This is a genomic window from Sphingobacterium sp. BIGb0165, assembly GCF_024810095.1.
Lineage (GTDB): Bacteria > Bacteroidota > Bacteroidia > Sphingobacteriales > Sphingobacteriaceae > Sphingobacterium > Sphingobacterium detergens.
On the sequence record NZ_JANUEB010000003.1, the window covers coordinates 318,771 to 342,034 of the forward strand.

At 39.7% G+C, this 23,264-nt stretch carries 21 protein-coding genes; 10 read left to right on the plus strand and 11 right to left on the minus strand.

Annotated features, from left to right (window positions below; genetic code table 11):
* Positions 1–3 precede the first annotated feature (3 nt).
* A complete protein-coding gene (locus tag M2408_RS07860; protein ID WP_259180596.1) occupies positions 4–2,577 on the plus strand; it encodes an SEL1-like repeat protein in 2,574 nt (857 codons plus the stop codon).
* Between the two features lie 8 nt (positions 2,578–2,585).
* Positions 2,586–2,816: a hypothetical protein gene (locus tag M2408_RS07865; RefSeq protein ID WP_259180597.1), complete on the plus strand. Its 231-nt coding sequence runs from the start codon at positions 2,586–2,588 to the stop codon at positions 2,814–2,816.
* A 66-nt stretch (positions 2,817–2,882) separates the two neighbouring features.
* On the opposite strand, the gene M2408_RS07870 is transcribed toward M2408_RS07865, so the two are convergent.
* Complete coding sequence (locus M2408_RS07870; RefSeq protein ID WP_259180599.1) at positions 2,883–3,419, minus strand: YfiT family bacillithiol transferase; 537 nt, start codon at positions 3,417–3,419, stop codon at positions 2,883–2,885.
* 224 nt (positions 3,420–3,643) lie between these two features.
* Here M2408_RS07870 and M2408_RS07875 point away from each other — a divergent pair, with 224 nt between their 5' ends.
* Complete coding sequence (locus M2408_RS07875; RefSeq protein WP_120261025.1) at positions 3,644–4,309, plus strand: DUF2625 domain-containing protein; 666 nt, start codon at positions 3,644–3,646, stop codon at positions 4,307–4,309.
* A 5-nt stretch (positions 4,310–4,314) separates the two neighbouring features.
* Here M2408_RS07875 and M2408_RS07880 read toward each other — a convergent pair whose 3' ends face one another.
* The 3 genes from M2408_RS07880 to M2408_RS07890 form a co-directional block, all read right to left on the minus strand.
* On the minus strand, positions 4,315–5,160 hold the full coding sequence (locus M2408_RS07880; RefSeq protein ID WP_259180605.1) for a hypothetical protein: 846 nt from the start codon (positions 5,158–5,160) through the stop codon (positions 4,315–4,317).
* A gap of 319 nt (positions 5,161–5,479) precedes the next feature.
* Positions 5,480–6,790: an NYN domain-containing protein gene (locus tag M2408_RS07885; RefSeq protein ID WP_259180607.1), complete on the minus strand. Its 1,311-nt coding sequence runs from the start codon at positions 6,788–6,790 to the stop codon at positions 5,480–5,482.
* 424 nt (positions 6,791–7,214) lie between these two features.
* Positions 7,215–7,994, minus strand: coding sequence for an AraC family transcriptional regulator (locus M2408_RS07890; RefSeq protein ID WP_259180609.1), 780 nt, complete (start codon positions 7,992–7,994; stop codon positions 7,215–7,217).
* Positions 7,995–8,168: 174 nt separating this feature from the next.
* Between M2408_RS07890 and M2408_RS07895 the strand changes: the two genes are divergently transcribed.
* Positions 8,169–9,365, plus strand: coding sequence for an MFS transporter (locus M2408_RS07895; RefSeq protein ID WP_259180611.1), 1,197 nt, complete (start codon positions 8,169–8,171; stop codon positions 9,363–9,365).
* Between the two features lie 123 nt (positions 9,366–9,488).
* Here the strand turns inward: M2408_RS07895 and M2408_RS07900 are convergent, their stop codons facing one another.
* Positions 9,489–11,348 carry a CocE/NonD family hydrolase gene (locus M2408_RS07900; protein ID WP_259180613.1) on the minus strand — a complete coding sequence of 620 codons (1,860 nt, stop codon included), beginning with the start codon at positions 11,346–11,348 and terminating at the stop codon, positions 9,489–9,491.
* Positions 11,349–11,848: 500 nt separating this feature from the next.
* Here M2408_RS07900 and M2408_RS07905 point away from each other — a divergent pair, with 500 nt between their 5' ends.
* From M2408_RS07905 to M2408_RS07930, 6 genes are all read left to right on the plus strand, one after another.
* Positions 11,849–13,177: an inositol-3-phosphate synthase gene (locus tag M2408_RS07905; RefSeq protein ID WP_259180615.1), complete on the plus strand. Its 1,329-nt coding sequence runs from the start codon at positions 11,849–11,851 to the stop codon at positions 13,175–13,177.
* 198 nt (positions 13,178–13,375) lie between these two features.
* Positions 13,376–14,116, plus strand: coding sequence for an NTP transferase domain-containing protein (locus tag M2408_RS07910; protein ID WP_259180616.1), 741 nt, complete (start codon positions 13,376–13,378; stop codon positions 14,114–14,116).
* A 13-nt stretch (positions 14,117–14,129) separates the two neighbouring features.
* Complete coding sequence (locus M2408_RS07915) at positions 14,130–15,014, plus strand: hypothetical protein (RefSeq protein WP_259180617.1); 885 nt, start codon at positions 14,130–14,132, stop codon at positions 15,012–15,014.
* Positions 14,995–15,948: a CDP-alcohol phosphatidyltransferase family protein gene (locus M2408_RS07920; RefSeq protein ID WP_259180619.1), complete on the plus strand. Its 954-nt coding sequence runs from the start codon at positions 14,995–14,997 to the stop codon at positions 15,946–15,948. The genes M2408_RS07915 and M2408_RS07920 overlap by 20 nt, the downstream gene beginning before the upstream one ends.
* Positions 15,938–16,927 (plus strand): lysylphosphatidylglycerol synthase transmembrane domain-containing protein, encoded by a 990-nt coding sequence (locus M2408_RS07925; RefSeq protein ID WP_259180620.1) that lies wholly within the window; start codon positions 15,938–15,940, stop codon positions 16,925–16,927. The genes M2408_RS07920 and M2408_RS07925 overlap by 11 nt, the downstream gene beginning before the upstream one ends.
* A gap of 2 nt (positions 16,928–16,929) precedes the next feature.
* Positions 16,930–17,637 carry an HAD family hydrolase gene (locus M2408_RS07930; protein ID WP_259180623.1) on the plus strand — a complete coding sequence of 236 codons (708 nt, stop codon included), beginning with the start codon at positions 16,930–16,932 and terminating at the stop codon, positions 17,635–17,637.
* Here M2408_RS07930 and M2408_RS07935 read toward each other — a convergent pair whose 3' ends face one another.
* From M2408_RS07935 to M2408_RS07960, 6 genes are all read right to left on the minus strand, one after another.
* Positions 17,638–18,510, minus strand: coding sequence for a helix-turn-helix domain-containing protein (locus M2408_RS07935; protein WP_259180625.1), 873 nt, complete (start codon positions 18,508–18,510; stop codon positions 17,638–17,640).
* Between the two features lie 2 nt (positions 18,511–18,512).
* Entirely contained in the window at positions 18,513–19,190 is a 678-nt protein-coding gene (locus M2408_RS07940) for a M15 family metallopeptidase (RefSeq protein WP_259180627.1), read from the minus strand.
* A gap of 133 nt (positions 19,191–19,323) precedes the next feature.
* The gene (ppk1, locus tag M2408_RS07945) at positions 19,324–21,393 is read right to left on the minus strand and encodes a polyphosphate kinase 1 (RefSeq protein WP_259180628.1); all 2,070 of its coding nucleotides are present in this window, start codon (positions 21,391–21,393) and stop codon (positions 19,324–19,326) included.
* Positions 21,394–21,559: 166 nt separating this feature from the next.
* Entirely contained in the window at positions 21,560–21,937 is a 378-nt protein-coding gene (locus M2408_RS07950; protein ID WP_259180632.1) for a hypothetical protein, read from the minus strand.
* A gap of 10 nt (positions 21,938–21,947) precedes the next feature.
* Positions 21,948–22,526 (minus strand): DJ-1/PfpI family protein, encoded by a 579-nt coding sequence (locus tag M2408_RS07955; protein ID WP_120260819.1) that lies wholly within the window; start codon positions 22,524–22,526, stop codon positions 21,948–21,950.
* A gap of 77 nt (positions 22,527–22,603) precedes the next feature.
* Complete coding sequence (locus M2408_RS07960; RefSeq protein ID WP_259180637.1) at positions 22,604–23,167, minus strand: NADPH-dependent FMN reductase; 564 nt, start codon at positions 23,165–23,167, stop codon at positions 22,604–22,606.
* Positions 23,168–23,264: the final 97 nt, after the last annotated feature.

Genomic DNA, 23,264 nt, shown 5'->3' on the forward strand with positions numbered 1-23,264 from the left:
AATATGGCACATCGAATTTATATTTATAACACAGATAAAAAAGATCAGGAGTATTTCCATGCTTATTTGGGTGAATGGAACTATGTCATTCCAGATTTGTTGCTGCCCCTGTTTGCCGCAAATCCAAAAGCAAAAGGTACCTTGGTATATGCTGAAAAAGAAGCGGGTGTTTTAAAATTAAGGAGATTCTACGATCTGCTTATTCAGGAGTATAACTTGATATCCAATGCTGCTGTCCTGTTGACCATCGAAAAAATGTTCGATTTTCTGCATGGACTTCCATTTGAATGCTTCCAGATCAATGCGCGTGATGTGTTTAATATGTCTGAGGTGAAACATAGTCAACAAGCAAAGGATTTTGCATTTGAAATTCATGAGAAGAACCTGTATTACGAAAAAGCAGTAGAGAAGCAATCGTTATCAGAGCTTTATCCTATTTTGAGCCGCTCAGGTTATGATTCCTTTTTAGCGATGTTAGAGGCTGAGTGGAGCAACTATGGATTGGGCTGGTGGAATACGGAAGCGATTGATAGCCTTGATAATCAGTTTTTTGAAGAAAATGGACGCTGGGGGATCCGGAATGCGAAGGCTGAGGTAAAAGTTGAACCCCGCTATGACGAGATCGGAGACTTTGATTACAATGGCTTTGCAGTTGTTGCGAAAGAAGGTTTGTTTGGTTATTTAAATAGAAAGGGCGAAGAGACCATCCCTTGTATGTACGCCTCTGCAGCGCCTGTACAGAGCGGTCGTGGTACCATTGTAGGAAAAGTGAGTTTAGCGGACAAATATGGCTTGGTGAACGTGGAAACTGGCGCTACAATTATTCCCTTGAACTATGCGGTTTTGGACGATTTTGCTTATGGATTCTATCAGGGACAGCGGGACGGAAAATATGATATTATCGATGCCGAAGGTAAGGGCTTTCATACGACAGGTTCTGATGAGCCTTTTGAAATAGACTACGAGGGCTTTATTTATCAACCGATAGCGAACAGCAAACTACGTAAATACTATTCCAATCAGGGTGTTCTATTGGGCGAATATCCAGAAGGGGTTTTAAACGAATTGTTGTTTGATTTTTACGCGGTCAATTTAAACAATAAAAAAAAGAAATCAGTCCATGCAGCAGACGGCTCCCTTTTGGTAAAAGATGTGGCTGTGCTAAATGCCATGAATGGGCTCAGCGCATTATATTACCTTTCGGAAGGCAAATATTTTCTGTATGACCTCGCTAGCAAGGGTTTTCTTCTGCAAGATCTGACGATTAAATCTGTACAGGGAGGTGCCGATTTTGGTAATGGTGCCTATAATTGTTATATCATCCAAACCGAATCGGAAAGAGGAATCTATCACACGGAGACTAAAAGCTGGCTGCTACCATTGTCAGCACATTATGCCACAATCAGCTATGCGCTGATGGACTATTTTATCCTGCAAGATCAGGTGGGCGGGTATTATTACTACGATACTGATAGCAAAGAACTGAGTGAATCCTTCGATTTTATCTGTGGTAGTGTACGGCATTATCAAGATCTAATGATCTTGCGCGACGGCAAACTGTTCAATAAAGGATATGAGGGATTGGAAGAGGTGCCCCAAGATCAGTATGGATATTATATCAAGGTATTGGACAAGCTGGAAGGAAAGGAACTTGAGGTTTTTGACCATTTTTTCACCCAGTGGAAATCGGATCGGGGCGTAGATTTTGAATCTGCTTATGATAGTTATACCTTGTATCACATGGCCATGGATTGCTGCAGAAATGGAGACGTCGAAAATGCTATCCGTTACTTTACATTTTCAGCTGATCAGGACAATGAAAGCAGTATGTATGAACTTGGTAATATCTATACAGATACCGATAATGAAAATAAGCGTTTTCTGGACCTGAAAAAAGGAATTGCATACTATGAGCGTTCCGCCGGAAAGGGGCATGCAGCTTCTTGGAATAGCATCGGTTATCTTTACCAGCATGGAATAGGCTATACTTCGGATCTAAAAAAAGCTTTTGAGGCTTATAACAAAGGGGCTGATCTTGGGGATGGCTATGCATTATCCAACTTGGGTTATTTCTATTTTAGTGGGACCTATGTGGAAGAAGATCTTGAAAAAGCATTGGATTACTACAAAAAAGCGGAATTGAAACTGGTTGAAAATAATCGCAATATTGCTTCGATTTATTATAGTTTAGATGATTATGACCGTCTACTTGTTTATCTGAAGAAAGATAAAGCGGATAGCTATTCCAATATTTATTACGGTTTGATGTATGATGCGGGGTTAAAATTTAAAAAGGACAGTAAAAAAGCCATTCATTATTTTGAGCGGGCAAATCATTATAGTGTCTATGAGTCTGCTACAGAAAGCTTATTGGGTTACTATAAAAATGATCCCGACTTTATGGATCAGGAAAAACATGCCTACTGGTCGAACTTTGCCCGACAACACGAATTGGATATTGAACCCGAATTGTTGATTTGGGCGAATGAGAAAATTGGGGGAGTAGAAGCAAAGGACGAACCTAGAGGAAATAGTAGTTCATCCTTTTTTAGTAAACTGTTTAAAAAGAAAAAATAACCTGCACGATGTTATCTTCTGCGAATTTAGATTTCACAGGTATGCTAATCGACCTAGCCTTTATGCTATTTTTTGGCGTAGGTGTAGGTTATTCCCTGATAGTGGGGATTATCCATATCATCCAGAAAAAGACCAAAACGTTTGGCTATTATCTGCGGACATTTTTGATCGCCGGTATCGTAGGTCTTGCTTTGGGAGCCTTTGGTGCCTTTATTATCACGCTGTCGCTGATGGCCTAGGAATAGGTAATTCTCAAGGGGGCGCATTGACTTTTTTGGCAGCTACCTGAAAATAAGACTTTATCGTTAAACCGATCTATTTTTTGCGTTGACGATATGCATCAAATGGTGATTACAATGCCAGGCATAGAGACCTATATTTACTTTAAGGGAAATATACCGTTTTGTAACCGGATGAATAAAGGCTCGTTCAAGTTGCTCATCACTCAGGCTCTTAAGCAAGATATCCCAACGTTGGTGCAAGCCTTCTAATAATTTAAGGGAGCTTTCAATTGGATTGTGTTTTGCATCCGGAAGTTCGGCCCACAGGTTTTCTTCATAGAGTTTTATCGTAGGGTCATCTTCTGTCAGCGCTAACTTAAAACGGACAAAGCTATTCATGTGGCTATCAGCGCAGTGATGCACCACCTGTCTGATGGTCCAACCGTCTGGGCGATATCGTTTCTCCAAAGCGATATCTGGCAGGTCGCTGACTTCGGATTTGAGTCGTGCGGGGAAATCTGCGATTGTTTTTATCCAATCATTCAGTAGTTGCTTGTCAATATGATCTGGTACGGCAAAGCGGCCTATGGGATACCGAAGTTTTTCTAATTCATGTTGCATGGTTTAAATTTAACGAAAATTGCTTCAAGGTTCCTATGTTTTGTGCGTAAAGTGACGGTTAAATCCTGTTTTGGACTTTAGTTAATGAACTTATGTGATTTGGATGACAGGAAGAATTGTGGTAATTTCGGCAATTCAAGATGCGTCGCTTTATTCTTCTTTCTACGGCAGATGAGGTCGTAAGGGAAGTAAGTATGGTTTGTTTTGAATATAAAAGACAAGGAATGAAGAGTCTAAATGAGTTGATTAATCCGACAGATTCAGGATGGGGTCTGGTCGAAGAATGGATGAAGGGAGCAAGTAATTCTTATGAGGTACTGCCCAGAAATCCAAAACGTGCAGATGAAGAGCTACTACGAGCTCAGATTACCACAAAATCACCTATGGGTGCTATTATTCATCAAACCGGTGGAATACTCATCGATGGGGGATGGCTACGGATCCTAGGCTCTGGTTCGACTAAATTGAATCGAGGTATCATGGAGTGGAACAAAGGGAAAAGCTTTGACAAAGAAGGGGAGAAAGGTGGTTTTTTGTTAATTGCCGATGATGTTTTGGGAGGATATTTCGCGATTAATGCCGGAGCTTTGGGTGAGGGCATAGGACAGGTCTATTATTTTGCACAGGACACCTTGCAATGGGAAAGTTTGGAGTGCGGCTATTCTGATTTTATTTATTGGACATTGAAGGGTGACATCCGTCAATTTTATGAAACATTTAAATGGAAGGAATGGGCTGAAGATGTACAAAAATTGGATGGAAATCAGGTGTTTTCATTTTATCCTTTTCTATGGACAGAAGAAGCGCGTGATCTGCGCAAGGTTGATAGAAAAGTAGTGCCTATTGACGAAAACTACCATTTCACGATGGAGTTTGCCGGTGGAAGATAAACCTGTTACCAATTGGTGATCAACAGGTTCTTTGCCGCACGGAGACTACATTTCTGATATTTGGAATAGGCTTTTGCTGCTCTTTCCTGAATTTGTTCGTTGCTTTCTCCGTTTATATACCCTGTTAGCGCATCATGGAGACTGTAGGCTTCTGGACACATCAAATGGCTTGTCCAGAGAATGGGGTTTACAGTTTCCTTATCGATATGAGGTGCAAAATACTTTTTACTATAACAAGCGAGGATAATCGCATTCCGCTTTTCGTGGTCGGTGTTTTTGAAACGCTGGTCTAGTTGGAAATCCATAAGGCCATCATGTCCAATATAAGCATTGAGCTTTGCATTGCCTGCTATTCCGATAATCTTGTTGTCTACCTGCAGTGTATCTTTTAGCTGGCCATGCAGACCTCGGAGAAAATCAACTGTACACAGCTTGATCTCTTTGCCATCATAGGCATCTGCAACAAGGTAATAGTTTTCAGACCTGTGTTTATAGACCAAACGCTCGAGGATTGCATCTTTTGCTTTATACTTTTTTAAAAGTTTCCAATCTTTACTGCGATTGAAATAAGTTTTTATACCATATTCGCAGCCCCAATAGAGATTGTTGGCCGGATCCTGACCGTTACCGATTGCTTTGGGAACAGGTACGATTCCCTGATAGGTATTATCACATAATGCGACAAGTACATGAATTGTACGCGTTGTGGAATCATAAGGCAGAACGTCCGTGTGGTTATTTTCACTAGTCGACGGTTGCGCTGAATCTGCGGCGCTACGCTGCCCACATGCGAGAAATACGAGGGTACTACTTAGTACCCATATATAATTGAAAACCTTTTTTATCTCCATTGTATTAAACAAGAATGAATGATCTTATTTGTCGGTACATCAGATCCGACATTTAGTCCGCCTTGGATTTTTTTATCAGGGTCATCATCCTTAAATAATGTCCAAGGTCAGTCTGAATATAAACAAATATAGCCGGAAAATAGTGATGATATACTCCTTGTTTTCAGGGAATTTTAATCTGCAGCCGGATCAGACGATGCTGATACGATAGATACATGAGCTCGCACATGATCTTGTATCATTTGAAGTACTGATCGATCAACTACATTGGGTTCAATCAGTACTTCAAGTGTTTTTTTCAGTCCATCCTGCGCTAAAATTAGCGGGATTGATTTTGGAGTGTATAGGTATGCTCGTTGAGTTTCGTAATTTCTAGCTGGATACCTTCCGCTAGTCCAAGTTGGGTTGCGGCCTCTTTTCCTAGTTTAAGGACATGGAATCCACGGCCACGGTACGTGAAATTGCATTCAAACTCATTGGAATCAATAACGATCCGGAGCTTTTGTGATTTCGTTGGAAATAGAGGCTTAAAATCTTTCGTAATTCTGATTTGCGCTTTTTTTGTATCATCCGCTGTAATTTTATTTCCTGCTGCTGGAAATAACATATGATTGGGAGAATCATTTTGAGCGATATTTTCTACTGCTTGTTGTTCCTCCTTCTGTTGAACTGCTGCAAGCTCTTTCGGTGGATTTTCAGTTACTGCTGTCTCCTGAGGTTTTTTATTTTGGCGACCTTTTTTTCGTGCATTTTGATTGGTAGGTTTTGCCGTAACTTCCTGTGCTTTTGCATCAGTGGTTGCTACTGTTTTTTTGTCTTCAGCTTTTGGTGAGGGAGCGACTGCAGATAAAGGTCGTTTGATAATATTTCGAATGTAATAATGTTTTATTCTCGATTTATCCGTGTTACGTTCTTCAATTTCAAAATCCTCCGTATAGGCTTTAAAAAGGTGGGACATTTTGTCGTAACCATAATTTCGTGCATCAAAATCCGGCTTTCTTTTATTGAAAAGACTACCAATTTCCCCCAAAAATGCCCATCCATTTTCATCTGCGGTGTCATCAACGGTGTCTTTTAATAATTCCAGTGTCTCTTCGTCAAGCACTGCTATGCTGGTTGGATTGTCTACAGGTGCCGGTTTGGGTTGATTCTGCTGTTTTTTCTTTGTGTTAGGTTCCTTTTTTGGATTCTTTTCAAAGATCTCAACATAAATAAATTTGTCGCAAGAAGCGATGAAAGGTTTCGGCGTTTTTTTCTCTCCAATACCAATCACCAACTTACCCGATTCTCTTAAACGGGTTGCCAATCTTGTAAAATCGCTGTCGCTCGATACAATACAGAAGCCATCGACCCTGTCGGAATGTAGAATGTCCATCGCGTCGATAATAAGAGCTGAATCGGTGGAATTTTTACCTTGGGTATAGCTATACTGTTGGATGGGGGTTATCGCATGGGTGAGGAGCTTATCCTTCCATTTTTCGACATAAGGATTGGTCCAGTCACCGTAGATCCGTTTGATCGTTGGGATACCGTAGCGTTTGACTTCGTTCAGAATCTCTTCGATCTTTCGATAAGAAACATTATCCGCATCGATTAATATTGCGATTTGTAAATCCCCATGCTCTGCCATATGTGTTTATTTATATTTTCGATGTATTTTTATGTTTATGTTACGAATAGGATTCTCCTATTTTGAACATATGGTTAAAAATACACTATTGTTGAAGAATTATTGAATTTTTTAAGAATTTAATTTGAATGATGATTTTCTGAAGGCTGCTATTTTGTAAGATTTCCTGCCTTATTTTATACATGGGATTATAACAGGATCAGCCATAAAAGGCACGTCAAATAGAATTTAATAGGAAGTATAGAGACAAAAAAAAGGTTTTCAAACGGGGAGAATGAAAACCTTAAATAACCAATTATAAACCTAAATTATGATGCAACAAAGATAGTGTGTATTTTACACATATGCAAGTGTTGTTTATTTTTTTTAATAACCCGCTTGTTTTTTGTAGCTAAAAAACTACAAACACTTTCATGTTATGCTGTTAATGCTCAATAAAAGCGGAGGGCCGATAGCCCATGACAGCATAAAAACTATTTGTAAAAGCCTGTACACTTTGGTACCCAACTTTGTAGGCAATCTGGGATATGGTCAGTTCACCTGTGCTTAATAATTCAAGACTTTTAATTATCCGCAACAATTGCTGGTATTTGACCAGTGTCATTCCCGTTTCCTTTTTAAATAATCGTTCGATCGTGCGCAGGGAAAGATTGGATAATAACGCAATTTCTTCCATCTTAATAGGATGGGTATAGTGGTCGTGTAGGTGATTTAAGACTATCTGTAATCTATTTTCACTCGGCAGCGTAATTTCTAGATGCAATAAGCGGGATCCGAAGGCGGGGAGTTCGTTAAGTAGTGCACGAAGGAAAATTGTTTCATGTTCATTTTCTTCCGTCAATTTTGACCATTTTTCGGCATATAGGATCATCTCTCTTAACACCTTCGGAGCAGCGAATATTTGAACCTTTTCGAAAAATGGATCTTCCTGCTCGATATCAAAAAAGAGGATCATTAACTTGATACTCTCGGAATGTGAATTGGTCTTATGTAAAGCATTTGAGGGTACCCATGCCACATGATTCTGGGGGAGGAGGTACATTTTTCCCTCAACGGTGAGGTATTGAAAGCCTTGCTCGACATAAATCAACTGCGCCTTACGATGGGTATGTAACGCATCGTCGTGAACCCAATTTTCTTCGAACCAGACAAAATTAGATTTTTTTATATTATCAATTGTATCAATATGATTGGAACAGCTCATGTCGTTATAAATTAAATCAATGGCAAATTTAATTAAATAACTGGATATATCTTTGCAACAAATCATCTTGTAGGTGTATTCATCATGCGGTAATATCGTATACTAGTGGAAGGATCCATCCGCTAAACATTAGCTATTACACCCAAGAAATAAATAATTTATAAGAATAATAATATGCAAAAATCAAACACTGTATCCTGGAGCTGGTTGTCTGTATTGGTTGTTATTTTAGTTTCAACGAATCTGAGATCGCCGATTACGGCTGTGGGGCCTGTTTTGGGGCAGATCAGTGACTATCTTACATTAGATAGCTTTCAAAGTAGTTTATTGACGGCAATTCCTCTTTTTATGTTTGCAAGTTGTTCGGTCCTGGTGAGTAAGTATTCCCACGTTCGGGGTATGCATCGTTTTTTGTTGTTTGGATTGATTGTCCTTGCTGTGGGAATCATTGTGAGGGTAGGGGGCGGTACAACTTCTTTGTTTGTGGGATCCGTCATGATTGGCTTAGGAATCTGTGTGGGTAATGTTGTAGCTCCAGGGTATATTAAAACCAGTTTTCCCAATAACATCGGACTGATGACTGGTATTTTTGCTGTAGCAATGAACTTGACGGCAGCATTCGCATCAGGCTTTAGTCTACGTCTGGGTGACTGGACTGGCTTTGGATGGAGAGGTTCCCTAGGTGTTTGGGTGGTCTTGGCGATAGGATCTATTATTGCTGTTTTTTTTGATCAGTTACGTGGGCAGAAGAATGTTATTCCTGAGCAGAAGAAGCAAGTGCAGACTGGGATTGGGCATATTTTTAAATCCAGATTGGCTTGGTATATCAGTATATTTATGGGAATTCAATCATTGGTTTATTATAGTTTGATTTCCTGGTTGCCCAAGGTATTGGTCGATTATGGGATGGCTGCCAAAGACACCGGTTGGTTGTTATTTTTGATTCAGATTGCGATGATCCCCATTATGTTTGTCGGGCCTATTATTGCGCACCGAATGAAAGATCAGCGACTGATGGCTGTTGCTGTTGCGGTGGGTATGCTGGGCAGCATTTTGATCTTCTTTTTATATAAGCTAGATGGGATCTATGTTGCAGCCATATTATTAGGGCTTTCCAATGGCCTGTCGTTTAGTCTTTCTATTCTCTTTTTTAGTTTAAGGGCAAAATCGACAGCGAATGCAATCAAAATTTCGGGAATGGCGCAATCAGTTGGGTATTTGATTGCTGCATTCGGTCCACCGATTTTTGGAAAATTGCATGAGATAGACCCATCCTGGAACTACTCCTTTTATTTTCTTGCGGCTAGTATTGTCCTGTTGTTATTGACAGGAATAAAAGCGGCAGAAAATAAATTCGTGGAAGAATCATAATCGCGTATACGACATTTGGTAAATGCTAGCAGCCCCATTATTTTAAAATAATGGGGCTGCTGTCTATGTGGATAGCTTACTCATGAACCACTTGTTGATATCGTCAAGTTGGTTCACCTCGATTTAATCTTTTAAGATGTCAAATTCGATATAGGTCGCATTATTGACATCATGGAAAATGCGCTGTGTTGCTTTACGGAAGTCGGCTTTGGTCGCTGTATAGGGTTCCATAAATACCTGTGGATTCCGTTCCGCCAATGGGAACCAGGAGTTTTGTACCTGAACCATGATACGATGTCCTTTTTTAAAGGTGTGCGCAACATCTGGCATCACAAAATCTACTTTTTCTACGAAACCGGGAGTCAATGCCTGTGGTTTGTCAAAGCCGTTTCTGTATTTTCCAGCCATGATTTCACCTCTGACCATCATTTGGTATCCCGCCATTGTTTTTCCTTCAAAACTGGGAGCATCATTGGGATAAACGTCGATGAGTTTAACAACATAATCCGCATCGGTACCTGTTGATGATACTTTAAGGAAGTTTTTGATCGGGCCGACAATGGTAATGTCTTCGGTCAAAGCTGCTGTTTGGTAGACCATAACATCGGGGCGATTGGCTGCAAAACGTTGATCGTCGACCATGTACTCGCGTGTACGGTTTTGGATGAGTCCGCCTTGATGTGGAACAGGTTTGTTGGGGTCCGTTACATATTCATCCCATGAATCCGTGCGTTGGACTTTCTCAAAACCAAGTTTGCCCTGTGGCTGAAAATAAAGTTTTTTTGTTTCGACATTTTTTGGCGGCCATTGTTCAAATTGCTTCCATTCATTACTCCCCGAAATAAAGATATTGGCCTCGGCAGCAGAGAAGCTACCTTCTTCTTTTAAGTAGTGACTGAAAAAAGGCTGTTCAAATTTTTCCTGATAGGTGATACTTGTTTTTTTCTCAAATTGAATGTCGCCCAAATGATCTCCTGCTGCGCGAACCCATCCGCCGTGATACCAGGGACCCGCAACCAAAATCGAATTATTTGTTTTGCTTTTTTCTTCAATGGATTGATAGGTTTTAAATGTACCATAGGCATCTTCGGCATCAAAAAAACCGCCAACAACCATCACAGCTGGTTTGACCTCTTGTAGGTAATTGGTGATGACACGTGTTTTCCAAAACTCATCGTAGTTGGGATGCTTGAAGAGGTCGTTCCAGAATTTGACCGAATCGCCAAAATACTTTTCTTTGAGCTCTTTGGCGGTTCCGCCTTCAAGGAAAAAATTATATTTATCGACCTCGTTGATCTGAATGTTACTTTTGAATTGATTGGGGGTTATCGGTTTTGGACGTGGTACACCAAATGTTGACATAAATGTGAAAGCATCTTGCAGGAATAATACACCGTTGTGGTGAAAATCATCCCCAATAAACCAATCGGTCACCGGGGCCTGTGGCGAGACCGCTTTGAGGCTGGGATGGGTCTTGACCAGCCCCACTGTGGAGTAGAAACCGGGGTAGGAAATCCCATAGAGACCCGCTTTTCCATTGTAGTTCTTCACATTTTTCTGTAGCCATTCTAAAGCGTCGTAGGTGTCTGTGCTCTCGTCGATCGCTTTTTTATCTTTACTCAGATTTGTTGGCCGAACATCTTCAAAATCGCCTTCACTCATCCATTTTCCACGGACATCCTGATAGACAAAGATATAGCCTTCCCGCATCATCGATGGGAAGTTGCCCAAACTTTTCTTGTACTCATTTTGGCCATAAGGCCCCACGGTATAAGGTGTTCGGTTTAATAAAATGGGGTATTTCTTGGATTTATCTTTGGGGCTGTAGATTACGGTAAACAATTTCTTGCCATCTCGCATCGGAACCGTTACTTCGGTTTTCTCATAATAATCCCGAACATAAGCGGAATCTGTGGCAGTCTGTGCATGGAGCTGGCTCCCGGTTAACAATGCTAAAGCCAGAAACGAAATTGTAGTTTTCATTGAAATAATTATTTAGGAATGTTGATTTTTCATGGTTTATATAAACGTCCTATAGTCGTTTAGCCTAAACTCATGACGGTTTCATCAATTATCAGCCTAAAGGTAACGCTCCCGAAGTCATTTTCCAATTTTATTGTCATATTTATATAGAATAGAAAAAGAAAAATTGACCAATTTTTTAGAAAGAATAACTTTTTTCGAATTGTATTTGGATTAGTTTTTTAATGTTAATATATTGAGTTAAATTAGTTATGATTATATTTTGTTTTCGCAAGTATGATCAAATGCCTTATATTTCAGTGAGATGGACGATGTAAGCTCGGGGTGCTTATTTATTTCATCTCGTTTCTTTCGCCTTCGAATAGGTATTGAAATAGCAATTGTCATGATTTTATAAATAAAGTGACGATGGATATGAAATATGTTTTTTTAAGCTAATTTTAAGAATTATTTTATCATAAAACATCAATTAAATAACAATTTAAGTATATAGAATTAATATGGGACAACAAGTGAAAGATGCCAATGGTAAATTGGGTATTCTTATTCCGGGATTGGGTGCTGTGGCTACAACATTGATCGCTGGTGTGGCATCTATAAACAAAGGTTTTTCAAAACCAATAGGATCTGTTTCTCAATTGAGCAGAATCCGTTTAGGTAAGCGCACGGAGAATAGAAATCCTTTAATCAAGGATTTCGTCCCTTTGGCAAAGTTGGAAGATGTGGTTTTTGGTGGTTGGGACGTATATGAAGATAACGTATATGAAGCTGCTTCAAAAGCACAGGTATTAGAACAAGGCCAACTTGATGCTGTAAAAGCTGAATTGGAAGCAATTCAACCAATGAAAGCTGTGTTTGATCGCAATTTTGTTAAAAATTTGGACGGCACGCACATCAAATCAGAAAAAACACGTCGCGAATTGGCTGATGCCGTACAACGTGATATCCGCGAATTTAAAGAAAAAAACGGCTTAGACCGTGTTGTAATAGTATGGTGTGGCTCTACTGAACGCTATATTGAAACAAACGAAGCTTTCTCAACAATTGCAAAATTAGAAGAGGCTTTGGATAAAGACGATCAACGCATTCCACCAAGCATGATCTATTGTTATGCGGCTATAAAAGAAGGCGCTCCTTATGTTAATGGTGCACCAAACTTGACGTGTGACGTTCCTGCGATCGTTGAATTAGCTCATGAATATGGTGTTGCAATTGCTGGAAAAGACTTTAAAACAGGTCAAACATTGATGAAAACAATTGTTGCTCCTGGTCTTCAGGCAAGAGCACTTGGCGTTGAAGGTTGGTTTTCAACAAATATTTTAGGTAACCGTGATGGATTGGTATTGGATGATCCTGAAAATTTCAAAACGAAAGAAGTTTCTAAATTATCCGTATTGGAAGAAATCTTAGATGCGAAAAAGAATCCTGAGCTATATGGTGATCTATACCATAAGGTACGTATCAATTACTATCCTCCTCACGGTGACAATAAAGAATCTTGGGATAATATCGATATCTTCGGTTGGTTAGGTTACAAAATGCAAATTAAGATTAATTTCTTATGTAGGGATTCAATTTTAGCAGCTCCGGTTGCATTGGATTTGGCATTATTTATTGATTTGGCGCAACGTGCTGGCATGTCAGGTATCCAAGAGTGGTTGTCTTTCTACTTGAAATCCCCACAAACTGCACCAGGTTTACCTCCTGAGCATGATATCTTCAAACAATTAATGAAGTTGCAAAATACCTTGCGTCATATTATGGGCGAGGATTTGATTACGCACTTGGGATTAGATTATTACCAAGAGTTAGTAGACAGTATTCAATAAATTACCTTTATAAAAAGGGGAATAATTGCTTAGGGTAGTTCTTCCCCTTTTTCTTCAGGACAATTAGTGTATAAACTTGTATAACCCGCTCTATTTAGAGATGGTGGAGGGGGCTATCAAGCAATTGTCCGGAAATAACCCGCTGTAAATTTTTGCGTTTGCGAACGTTAAGATCGTGACAGGGGTTTTACTTTTTTAATGAATGATTTTATTTTGCAATTAGAAGGAATGGAATTTGCTATCATTGCGGCGGGAGAAGGATCTCGATTGCGAAAAGAAGGCTTTAATTTGCCTAAGCCCCTGCTACCTTTACATGGTGTTCCATTAATTGAACGATTGATTCGTGTCTTTGCTAAAGAAGGTGCGCAGCAAGTGCATGTTATTATCAACAGACAATCACCTGAATTGAAGACATTTTTAACGCATACAGCCTTCGAGCTTCCTATCGTCCTGATCGAGGAGGATACACCAAGCTCCCTGCATAGTTTTGCCTTATTGGTCGAAAGCAATCCAGATTGGACCTCCTGTTGTCTGACAACCACAGATACTGTTTTTAGACCCCATGAATTTCACGAATACCTAACAGCTTTCCAGCAAAAAGAAAATGCAGACGCTTTTATGGCCGTCACACCATTTGTCGACGATGAGAGTCCGCTTTATGTGAACACAGATCAGGAGCTAAACGTGAAAGCATTTTTAGATCAGGCTACATCGGAAACAAAATTTGTTTCAGGAGGTATTTATTGCTTTCGTAAAGCGGCAATGAGCTGTGCATTAAGTTCTGTTGCGGCAGGAAATTCCAGAATGCGTAACTTTCAACGTGCGCTTTTGGAAGATAATTTGCATGTTGAGGCATTTGTGTTTGAAAAAGTAGTCGATATCGATCACTTGAAAGACCGTATTGTAGCGGAACAGTTTTTGAGTGAGGAAGTTAGTTAGTAAAATGAGCGAAATGATTTCTATTTTAGGCGTGACGCGTAAAAACCGTTTTTCTCCCAATCATGTGGGGAATGATGCTGCAATATTTAATGAAGTTGTGCTAAAATTGACCGAGAAAGGTGCGTCAGTTGAAATTTGTAATGAAGACGAATTCTTAGCTTTGGATGCTATCAAACAGAAAAATGTTCTGACAATGGGAAGAACAAAGACCTTGGTTAAGAAGTTGCAATCTCTTCAAAATAATGGTGTTAACGTATTGAATTCAGGTTTCGGTATTGAGAGCTGTTTTCGAAAAAATATGACACTCAAATTATTGGAAGGGGGAATTCCTTATCCGAAGAGTATCGTCATTTCGACAGTCGCAGACATGCAGGCTATTTTTGAAAAACTGAAAGGAAAGGGTGTCTGGATCAAACGTGGAGACTTCCATGCAATCCATAAAGAGGATGTCACTTTTGCAGCCAGTCTCAAAGAAGCACAGCATATCCTAAACGAATATGCGCTCCGGGGGATTAAGGAAGCCGTTATCTCTGAGCATCTGGCAGGAGATCTATTAAAGTTTTATGCGGTTAGGGATACCGATTTCTTTTTCTACTTTTATCCCTATGAACATAATCATCATAAGTACGATTTGTATGAACAGATCAATGATGAAGTTGTCCATTTTCCATTTGATTTGGCTAATTTAAAGCAAGTAGCCAATCGCGCAGCGGAAGTGCTGGATGTCCATATCTATGGCGGTGATGTGATTATTGATGCAAATGGAGATTTTCATATTATTGATCTAAATGATTGGCCCAGTTTTGCTCCTTGTCGGGCAGAAGCAGCTGAAGCCATTGCACAAATGGTTTACCATAAATTTACTGAAAAGAACCACAATGCAGAGAGAACAAGTTAATGTAATCGAAGAAGAGAATTTGAGTGCATTCGAACAATCTTTAAAATCCAACGATACAGAAGAGAAAATAGATATTTGGTTTTATAGACCAATTGGTTTTCGTATTGCACAGGTATGTGCTAAAATTGGGATTACACCCAATGCTGTGACGATCATAAGTATTTTCTTTGGTGTTGCGGCCGGTATTTTATTTTATTACCAAGATCTATGGATTAATGTGATCGGAATGCTGTTGTTGGTCTTTGCAAACTCTTTGGATAGTGCAGATGGACAGTTGGCCCGGATGACAGATAACAAGAGTCGCTTTGGTCGTATTTTGGACGGCTTTGCGGGCGATTTTTGGTTTGCTTCCATCCATATTGCCATCTGTTTGCGCAGTATCAATGAAGGCTGGCCGGAATGGTTGTGGGTATTTTGTATCCTTGCTGGAGTGTCCCATATGGTGCAATCTGCAATGGCTGACTATTACCGCAATGTCCACCTCTTTTTTATCAAAGGTAAGGCAGGAAGCGAATTGGATAATACGTGTGATTTGAAAGTTGATTACGATGCCTTATCCTGGCGGAAGAACTTTTTTAGCAAGTTTGTGTTGAATGGTTATATGGGCTACACCCGAAATCAGGAAAAGCTATCCCCAAAATTGCAGAAGTTATTGCATATCGTCAAATCCCGATATAAAGATGATTTGCCCCAACAATTGATGGTTGATTTCAGAATGAAAAATAAACCATTGATGAAGTACACCAACATTGTGCAGTTCAATACACGGGTAATCTTCCTTTTTGTTTGGTTGTTTATCGGTCAACCGTGGATTTACTTTTTCTTTGATATGTTTGTTTTAAACCCGATCTTAATCTATATGTGTAATAGACAGGAAAAGGTAAGTGGTTATTTTGTTGATAAATTAACAAACGATCCAACTTATGGGGAGTAAAATCTATAAAGTACTCTTTATGCTGATTGGTATAGGCACCTTGGCCTATATGATTCATGCAATGGGAGTTCAGGAGATTTGGACGAATCTGGAGAAAATTGGTTGGTGGTTTTTGCCGGTATTGGGTAGCTGGGCTGTTCTTTACTGGATGAATGCCATAGCTTTTAAAGCGATTATTCAGGAGCCGCAATTGCCGCAGACCAATGTTCCTTTCTGGAAAGTTTTGCAATTAACAGTGTCTGGTTATGCGATTAATTACATTACGCCATTTGTGGCGCTAGGGGGAGAACCTTACCGCATTATCGAACTGAAAAATTATGTTGGCGGTTCAAAAGCAGGATCATCCGTTCTGTTATATGGCGTTATGCACATTCTATCCCATATTTTATTTTGGGTGGTATCAGTTTTCCTGATTCTATGGTTTGTGCCGGCGAGTACCTTGGTTGATGTTGCCTGTGCCGTAATTTTTGTCATGGCTATTGTATGCACCTGGTTGTTTACAAAATTCTATAAAAAAGGAATTACAGTTTCTTTATTAAAGACCTTATCGCGCTTGCCCTTAGTTGGAATGAAAATCAATAATCTGCTGGAGGCAAAGTTCGAAACATTGAACGATGTTGACCAACAGGTGAAGAATCTATTTCAAAATCGTAGAGACCGATTTTATACGGCTCTTTTCTGGGAATTTGTTGCTCGGGTAGTCGGCTGTTTTGAGATCTATTTTATTGGCCTTGCACTGGATATCAACATCGATTTTATTGATGCGATGATCATCAGTTCCGGATCCTCGCTATTTGCCAATTTGGTATTCTTCTTTCCAATGCAATTGGGGACTCGTGAAGGTGGATTGGCGATGGCTGTGATGAGCATAGGCCTGCCTGCTTCGGTCGGTATTTTTATGGGGATCGTGACAAGGATCAGAGAGATTGTTTGGATTATGATTGGTTTAGGTTGGATGAGTTTAGTTAAAAAGAAATAGCAATGGATAAGTTTATAATTAAGGGGATCATTTTTGATTACGGTGGTACATTAGATACGAATGGGGGACATTGGGGGGCAGTGATATGGTCCGGTTACGAAAAATATCAAGTTCCGGTTAACCTGAATTCCTTTCAAGAAGCCTACGCCTACGCCGAACGTCAAATGGCGATTCAGCCGATTATTAAACCGGATTTCAATTTCCTGGAAGTACTTGAAGCGAAATTGAAAGTACAGTTTGAATATCTTATAGCAGCTGGCTATGATCTGGATATGCGGTTGGCTGATAAAATCGCATTTGACGGTTATTCTCTTGCCAAGGATACTGTCGCACAGGTAAAGCCGTTATTGGCTATTCTGGGCGATCAATATCCCATTGTGATGGTATCCAACTTCTATGGAAATCTAAAAGCTGTGCTGGCTGATTTTGGGATTTTATCATATTTTAAAGCGGTTGTCGAGTCAGCGGTAGTGGGAGTACGTAAACCAGATCCTGCAATTTATGCACTTGGTGTCGAGGCGATGGGTATGCCTGCTGCTGAGATATTAGTCGTGGGTGATTCCTATAGTAAGGATATGGCGCCAGCAAAGGCTGTCGGTTGTCAGACGCTATGGCTGAAAGGACAGACTTGGGGCGAAGATAAACTACAGGATACTTCTGCCGCAGATAAACAATTTAGTACCATCTTTGATCTCAAGGATTTTGTTTAATCAGGCTTTTTGACGAAATTCTTTAGGCGATATGCCCACATTTCGCTTAAAGAATTTTCCAAAAAAAGACTGATCTGAGAAATGGAGCTGTTTCGCGATTTCTCCGATCGATAGCCCCTGACGGAGCAAACATTTAGCCTCTTCCACCAGAACATTCTGAATCAATTCTATTGCTGGCTTTCCGGTAAGTTCTTTCGTGATCACCGAGAGGTGTTTGGGGGTAATACCTAATTCTGAAGCGTAAAACTGTACCATATGTTCCCGATGGAAAGATTGTTTTAATAGCAAGTAGAAATTGGCCAATATTTCTCTTTTCCGTGAAGGTACCACGGGAATATTTTTGATATTTTGGCTGGCTAAACGTGCGATTTCACAAAACAACACTTCCGTTAGCGACTTGATAATCTGTGGCTTGAAAATATAGTCCCCACCTTGCTTGTCGTAATGAATAAACTGCTTGAATAGGTTAGACAGGTTTGCGGAATCTGGTGTCGAAAGTGAAAAAATGTGATTGCTATTTAATGCGAGCGACTTTTTTGTGAAGTCAAAAAAGTCTTTTTGAAGTTCCAATTTAAACGTAAAATCTATACTAAAGAAAATCAAATAAACTTCACAGTCCCAAGATTTGGTGACAGATGCACCATTGACTTTCGACGAGGGGTGAGTCAAGAGCAGATGATGCTGTCCAACTTGTACCCGTTCGTCATTTATAATAAAAGAGGTTTCCCCCTTTTTTATTAGGCAGAGTGAATAAAGGCTTTTGTTCGCCAATACATGTTGTTGCTGTGGGCTGAAGACCGGTTTGGATTTGTTTCCCTTGATGTGAAAAGCGAAAAAATCTCTGTTGTCAATGAGTTTATCGATAGAGGACATGCTTACTTTACAATAAAATCAAAATATGTTTTACGATAGGGTTCATCCTTTAAGGTATAGTGCCACCATTCCTTATCGTAGGCCTTAAACCCAAATTTAGCCATAGCCTCACGTAGTATCCTGCGGTTTTCCTTTTGCTTTGCAGTTAGTTTGGTATAGTTATGATGAGAGACGGCACCAAAGAAATCAAAAGGACCGCCCATATCTATTTCTTTGTGATCTTTAAGACTGATCAATGTTAAATCGACGGTACTACCGCGACTATGTCCTGATTTGGTCGCAATGAAACCGAGTTTAAATAAGTTTTTCTTATCCAGCTCTGGATAGAACTCCCGCTTAGCGATCGTATCTTGGGTGGCCAGTGACCAGGCTTTAAAATGATCAACTGCGCGTTGCGGACGATAGGCATCAAATATTTTTAATGCCAAGCCTTGATTGTTTAGATGTTGTTCAACTTGCTGTAAGGCCAATGCGGCACGCTTGGTCAGGATTGCAACAGGTTTTTCGTAGCCACGGATAGGTTTCCCTGTAAAATTGTGGCTTCCAAAATAACGCATTTCGAGGGTAATTGTCGGGATGAATTCTTTTACGTAGACGAAGGTTGCTGGCATCTTTTGTTGGGCTTTCGTTTGGAAGGCAAAAAAAGCAAGACCAATGGATAGACAGAAATTGAGTTTCATAGGATGAAGATACAACTTTGATGATCAATTCTAGCATTGAGCGATGAGCTGAAAGTGTATTGTAAACAATAACAACAGGATAAATAAGACAAGCCTCAGGAAATGAATGCCTGAGGCTTGTCAGGAAATATACTTAATGGTCTGTTATTTTCCTTTTTAAATAGTTGTAGATCTCGATCTGTGAGCGGCAAGGCTCCTTTTTATTTTCGACGTAGTGATTGCTTAGGGAATTGTTCAAAATACGAGCTTTAACATTATCAGTTAGTTGAATGTAAAGCATTTCCTTTAAATCTTCCTTGATTTTTTTACTGGTGATTTTTACAGCAGCTTCAATACGATGATCTAAATTTCGGGTCATCCAATCCGCCGAGGAGATATACATTAATTCTTTACCGGCATTGTAGAAATACATGACTCGTGCATGTTCCAGATATTCGTCGACGATTGAAATTGCATTCATCGGGGATTTAAATGTTTTCTGGTTCATCGCGCAATAAATCCCGCGGATAATAAGATCTATTTTAACGCCAGCTGTTGCAGCATCATAAAGTTTTTTAATCATATCTTTATCACTCAACGAGTTTACTTTGACAATGATAGCTGCTTTTCGGCCAGCTTTAGCTTCTGCGATTTCCAGATCGATAAAATGCAGCAACTCCCTGCGCATATCAATTGGACAGATTAATAAGCTTTTACAGTTTTTGATCATCTCAGCGGGGTCTGATTTTGGTCTTCTGAGGTAATTGAAAACTTTATTAATATCCGCAATGACATCTCTATTGCTCGTCAACAGGCAGTAGTCCCCATATAATTTGGCCGTTTTTTCATTGATATTTCCGGTGCTGACAAAGCCATATTGAATTGTTTTTGCGCCAGTCCGCTTTTTGATAACACATAATTTGGCATGTACCTTTTTATTGGGAATTCCCGTTAGGACCTTGATGCCTTCCAATTCAAGTTTTTCTTTCCAGTCGAGATTATTCTCCTCATCAAATCGTGCCCGCAGTTCAAGCATGACCGTTACTTCCTTGCCATTTCGGGCAGCATTTATCAATGCATTGGCGACTTTGGAATTCGAAGCTAAGCGATAGGCTGTAATCTGTATGGTTTTCACATCCGGATCCATTGCTGCTTCACGTAGCAGGTCAATGATAGGCCTAAACTCATGATAAGGAAAGGAGAGTAGAACATCTTTCTTCAAAACTGTATCGGTGACCCGTTCATAATTTTGAAAATAGGGATGTGGAAATGAAGTTCTCTCCTGTGGTTGGTGATAGGACTTAAACACATTGGGGAAGTCCATAAAATGCTTGAAATTATGGATCTTTTGTCCAGGTATGATACTATCTTTTTTGGATAAGTTGAGTTTTTTGATCAGAAACTCGACGAGTTTTGGATCCATCTCCTGATCAAAGATAAAACGGGTCGGTTTACCTTTCCGTCTATTTTTGACGCCTTTACTTATCTTTTCAACCAGCGTTGTATTGATGTCGTTATCGATATCGAATTCTGCATCTTTCGTGACCTTAAACACATGTGCATGGAATACATCGAAACCAAAATAGGAAAATATCAATGGAAGATTGAACTTAATGACATCTTCGAGAAGAATAATATGTTTTTCATCCTTTGGTGCCGGCAATTGGACGAAGCGTCCGTTCTGGCTGGTGGGAATTTCAATTAGGGCAAACTTAGTTTCATATTGCCATTCGCTTTTTCCCATGGCGATACCTAAATAGAGGCTCTTGTCACGGATATAAGGCATTGGACGAACATCATCTAGAATTAGCGGAATGACATTCGACTCCACATCATCCTGATAATACTCACTGACAAACTGCTGTTGCTCCGGACTAAGCTCTTCACTCGTCTTGATAAAGACATTTTGCTTGGCCATATCTTTTTGGATCCGATTCCAGGTGTTATCAAATTTCTTTTGCTGTTTGATTACCCGGATATTGAGTTCTTCTAAAATCAGTTGCGGATCTTCATAAAAAGATTGATTGGCACTTTTGTCCTTGAGGTCGATGGCACGTTTGAGGCCTGCCACACGTACACGAAAAAATTCGTCCAGGTTATTGGAAAATATACCTAAAAATTTGATCCTTAAGGGCAAAGGTACAGTCTCATCTGCAGCCTCTTGTAATACCCTGCCATTAAAGCTCAACCAGCTAACATCTCTAGGAATAAATTTTTTCGCCATAGCTAAATATACATAAATTTAAGAAGCAAAACTATAGGTCTAGGCGCGATAAACGAACTTTTTCGTGTTAAAGAATTATTAATTTATTTTTTCTTCATCTACTTCCAAAAAAATACCCCAAAAAGTGCGATACCTTTTGGGGTGAACAACATCGTTGACTGTGTTGTTATTTCTTTTTTCCGTATTTTTTTGAAATCTGGACCGCTTTATACTTGGTACCGTCAAAATGCGGGGCATCAATTGCCAATGTCGTAGGGTAAGGAGCTGTACGATCGAAAAAATATGCGGTGGTTGTACTGCCATAATCGTTGACTGGCAGGAGCTCCAGACAGGCTGTATAATCTGCATTCAATAGGTCGCCTACTGTGACGGCATAAATACGGATAATCCCGCCTTTATTCTGCTCATTCCTAACAAAAGCAACTTCCTTAAATCCGCCAGGAAGATCTTCGATACTTTTCTGATTGAAAGTATCTTTTAAAATAAAACCCAACAACACTAAAACCGGGATGACCAAAAGCCATACCTTTTTATTCTTCTTCATTAAAATACGCTTAAATAGTAATGTTTATATCCAATAATTTATAAAATTCTTTTAAGATAGCCTGATGTCCGGGCCAAGCAGGAGATGTAACCAGGTTTCCATCTACAACAGCCTGATCAGCTGGAATATTTTTCCAGATACCACCTGCCAATTCAATGTCCGGCCCTACAGCGACATAGGCTGTCAATGTACGCCCTGTCAGAACCTTTGCTGCTGTCAATACCTGAATCCCGTGGCATATTGCTGCAACAGGCTTATTCTTTTCAAAGAAATGCCTAGTAATTTCCAATACACGTTGGTTAAGACGGATATATTCCGCCGAACGGCCACCTGCAATATAGAGTCCATCGTATTCTTCAGGGTTGACCTGATCAAAATCTTTATTGATCGCAAAATTATGACCCCGTAATTCCTTATAGGTCTGATCACCTGTAAAATCATGTACCGCGGTAGGCACCACATCGCCCTTTTTTCGGTCAGGGGCAATGGCATCAACTGCTATTCCTATTGATCCCATCGCTTGAAATGGAACCATCGCTTCGTAGTCTTCTACAAAGTCTCCAACAAGTAATAATATTTTTTTTGCCATATCAAAAACCTCTTTTAGTAGGTTCTGAATTTACATATTAAAAGAGGTTTTTACAATGGTTATTTGTTAATCTTTTGTTAACCTTGAACCGTTAATTTTTCTGCAAGAGCACGTTTAGTCTTACGTACTTTAGCCTCGAGCTGGCTTCTTAAAGTAGGATTGGTAATACCTTTTCCTTCTTCAAAATTTTTATGAAATTCAGGTAGGGAGAATGAGTCTAGGATATCAGCACCATCCCAGGTAATTCTATTGACTGCTGCATTCAGTACAGTTGAGCCACCCATTGGACCGGGAGAAGTAGCTAATAAGAAAACAGGCTTACCATTGAAGGTTTTGCGATTCGGAATCCGTGATACCCAGTCAACAATGTTTTTGTAAGCTGAAGTATAGGAGCCATTATGTTCCGCAAGTGAAATAAGCAAGAAATCCGCGGCATCCATTTTTGCTGCAAAATCATGCGCTAATTGTGGAATGCCCAATTCTACTTCCTTGTCATAAGAATAAATAGGCATTTCAAAATGATTGAGGTCAAGAAACTCTACACTATCATCAGCTTCTTTGTAATATTTGGAAGTACTTGTTACAAAAGTTTTATTGATAGAATTCTTATTACTTGTTCCTGCAAATGCTAATATTTTCATCTGTGTGTACGTTTTAATTTTTAAACTGGTCAAACTTACAACTTAATCACAAAAAAAATGTCAGCAAAATGTCTGCTAGGGGCATAATAGCCTATTT

What these genes read in the sequence shown, in the direction of transcription:
- M2408_RS07860 (WP_259180596.1), top strand. Translation starts at nt 4, where the DNA reads ATGGCACATCGAATTTATATTTATAACACAGATAAAAAAGATCAGGAG.
- M2408_RS07865 (WP_259180597.1), top strand. Translation starts at nt 2,586, where the DNA reads ATGTTATCTTCTGCGAATTTAGATTTCACAGGTATGCTAATCGACCTA.
- M2408_RS07870 (WP_259180599.1), bottom strand. Translation starts at nt 3,419, where the DNA reads ATGCAACATGAATTAGAAAAACTTCGGTATCCCATAGGCCGCTTTGCC.
- M2408_RS07875 (WP_120261025.1), top strand. Translation starts at nt 3,644, where the DNA reads ATGAAGAGTCTAAATGAGTTGATTAATCCGACAGATTCAGGATGGGGT.
- M2408_RS07880 (WP_259180605.1), bottom strand. Translation starts at nt 5,160, where the DNA reads ATGGAGATAAAAAAGGTTTTCAATTATATATGGGTACTAAGTAGTACC.
- M2408_RS07885 (WP_259180607.1), bottom strand. Translation starts at nt 6,790, where the DNA reads ATGGCAGAGCATGGGGATTTACAAATCGCAATATTAATCGATGCGGAT.
- M2408_RS07890 (WP_259180609.1), bottom strand. Translation starts at nt 7,994, where the DNA reads ATGAGCTGTTCCAATCATATTGATACAATTGATAATATAAAAAAATCT.
- M2408_RS07895 (WP_259180611.1), top strand. Translation starts at nt 8,169, where the DNA reads ATGCAAAAATCAAACACTGTATCCTGGAGCTGGTTGTCTGTATTGGTT.
- M2408_RS07900 (WP_259180613.1), bottom strand. Translation starts at nt 11,348, where the DNA reads ATGAAAACTACAATTTCGTTTCTGGCTTTAGCATTGTTAACCGGGAGC.
- M2408_RS07905 (WP_259180615.1), top strand. Translation starts at nt 11,849, where the DNA reads ATGGGACAACAAGTGAAAGATGCCAATGGTAAATTGGGTATTCTTATT.
- M2408_RS07910 (WP_259180616.1), top strand. Translation starts at nt 13,376, where the DNA reads ATGAATGATTTTATTTTGCAATTAGAAGGAATGGAATTTGCTATCATT.
- M2408_RS07915 (WP_259180617.1), top strand. Translation starts at nt 14,130, where the DNA reads ATGATTTCTATTTTAGGCGTGACGCGTAAAAACCGTTTTTCTCCCAAT.
- M2408_RS07920 (WP_259180619.1), top strand. Translation starts at nt 14,995, where the DNA reads ATGCAGAGAGAACAAGTTAATGTAATCGAAGAAGAGAATTTGAGTGCA.
- M2408_RS07925 (WP_259180620.1), top strand. Translation starts at nt 15,938, where the DNA reads ATGGGGAGTAAAATCTATAAAGTACTCTTTATGCTGATTGGTATAGGC.
- M2408_RS07930 (WP_259180623.1), top strand. Translation starts at nt 16,930, where the DNA reads ATGGATAAGTTTATAATTAAGGGGATCATTTTTGATTACGGTGGTACA.
- M2408_RS07935 (WP_259180625.1), bottom strand. Translation starts at nt 18,510, where the DNA reads ATGTCCTCTATCGATAAACTCATTGACAACAGAGATTTTTTCGCTTTT.
- M2408_RS07940 (WP_259180627.1), bottom strand. Translation starts at nt 19,190, where the DNA reads ATGAAACTCAATTTCTGTCTATCCATTGGTCTTGCTTTTTTTGCCTTC.
- ppk1 (WP_259180628.1), bottom strand. Translation starts at nt 21,393, where the DNA reads ATGGCGAAAAAATTTATTCCTAGAGATGTTAGCTGGTTGAGCTTTAAT.
- M2408_RS07950 (WP_259180632.1), bottom strand. Translation starts at nt 21,937, where the DNA reads ATGAAGAAGAATAAAAAGGTATGGCTTTTGGTCATCCCGGTTTTAGTG.
- M2408_RS07955 (WP_120260819.1), bottom strand. Translation starts at nt 22,526, where the DNA reads ATGGCAAAAAAAATATTATTACTTGTTGGAGACTTTGTAGAAGACTAC.
- M2408_RS07960 (WP_259180637.1), bottom strand. Translation starts at nt 23,167, where the DNA reads ATGAAAATATTAGCATTTGCAGGAACAAGTAATAAGAATTCTATCAAT.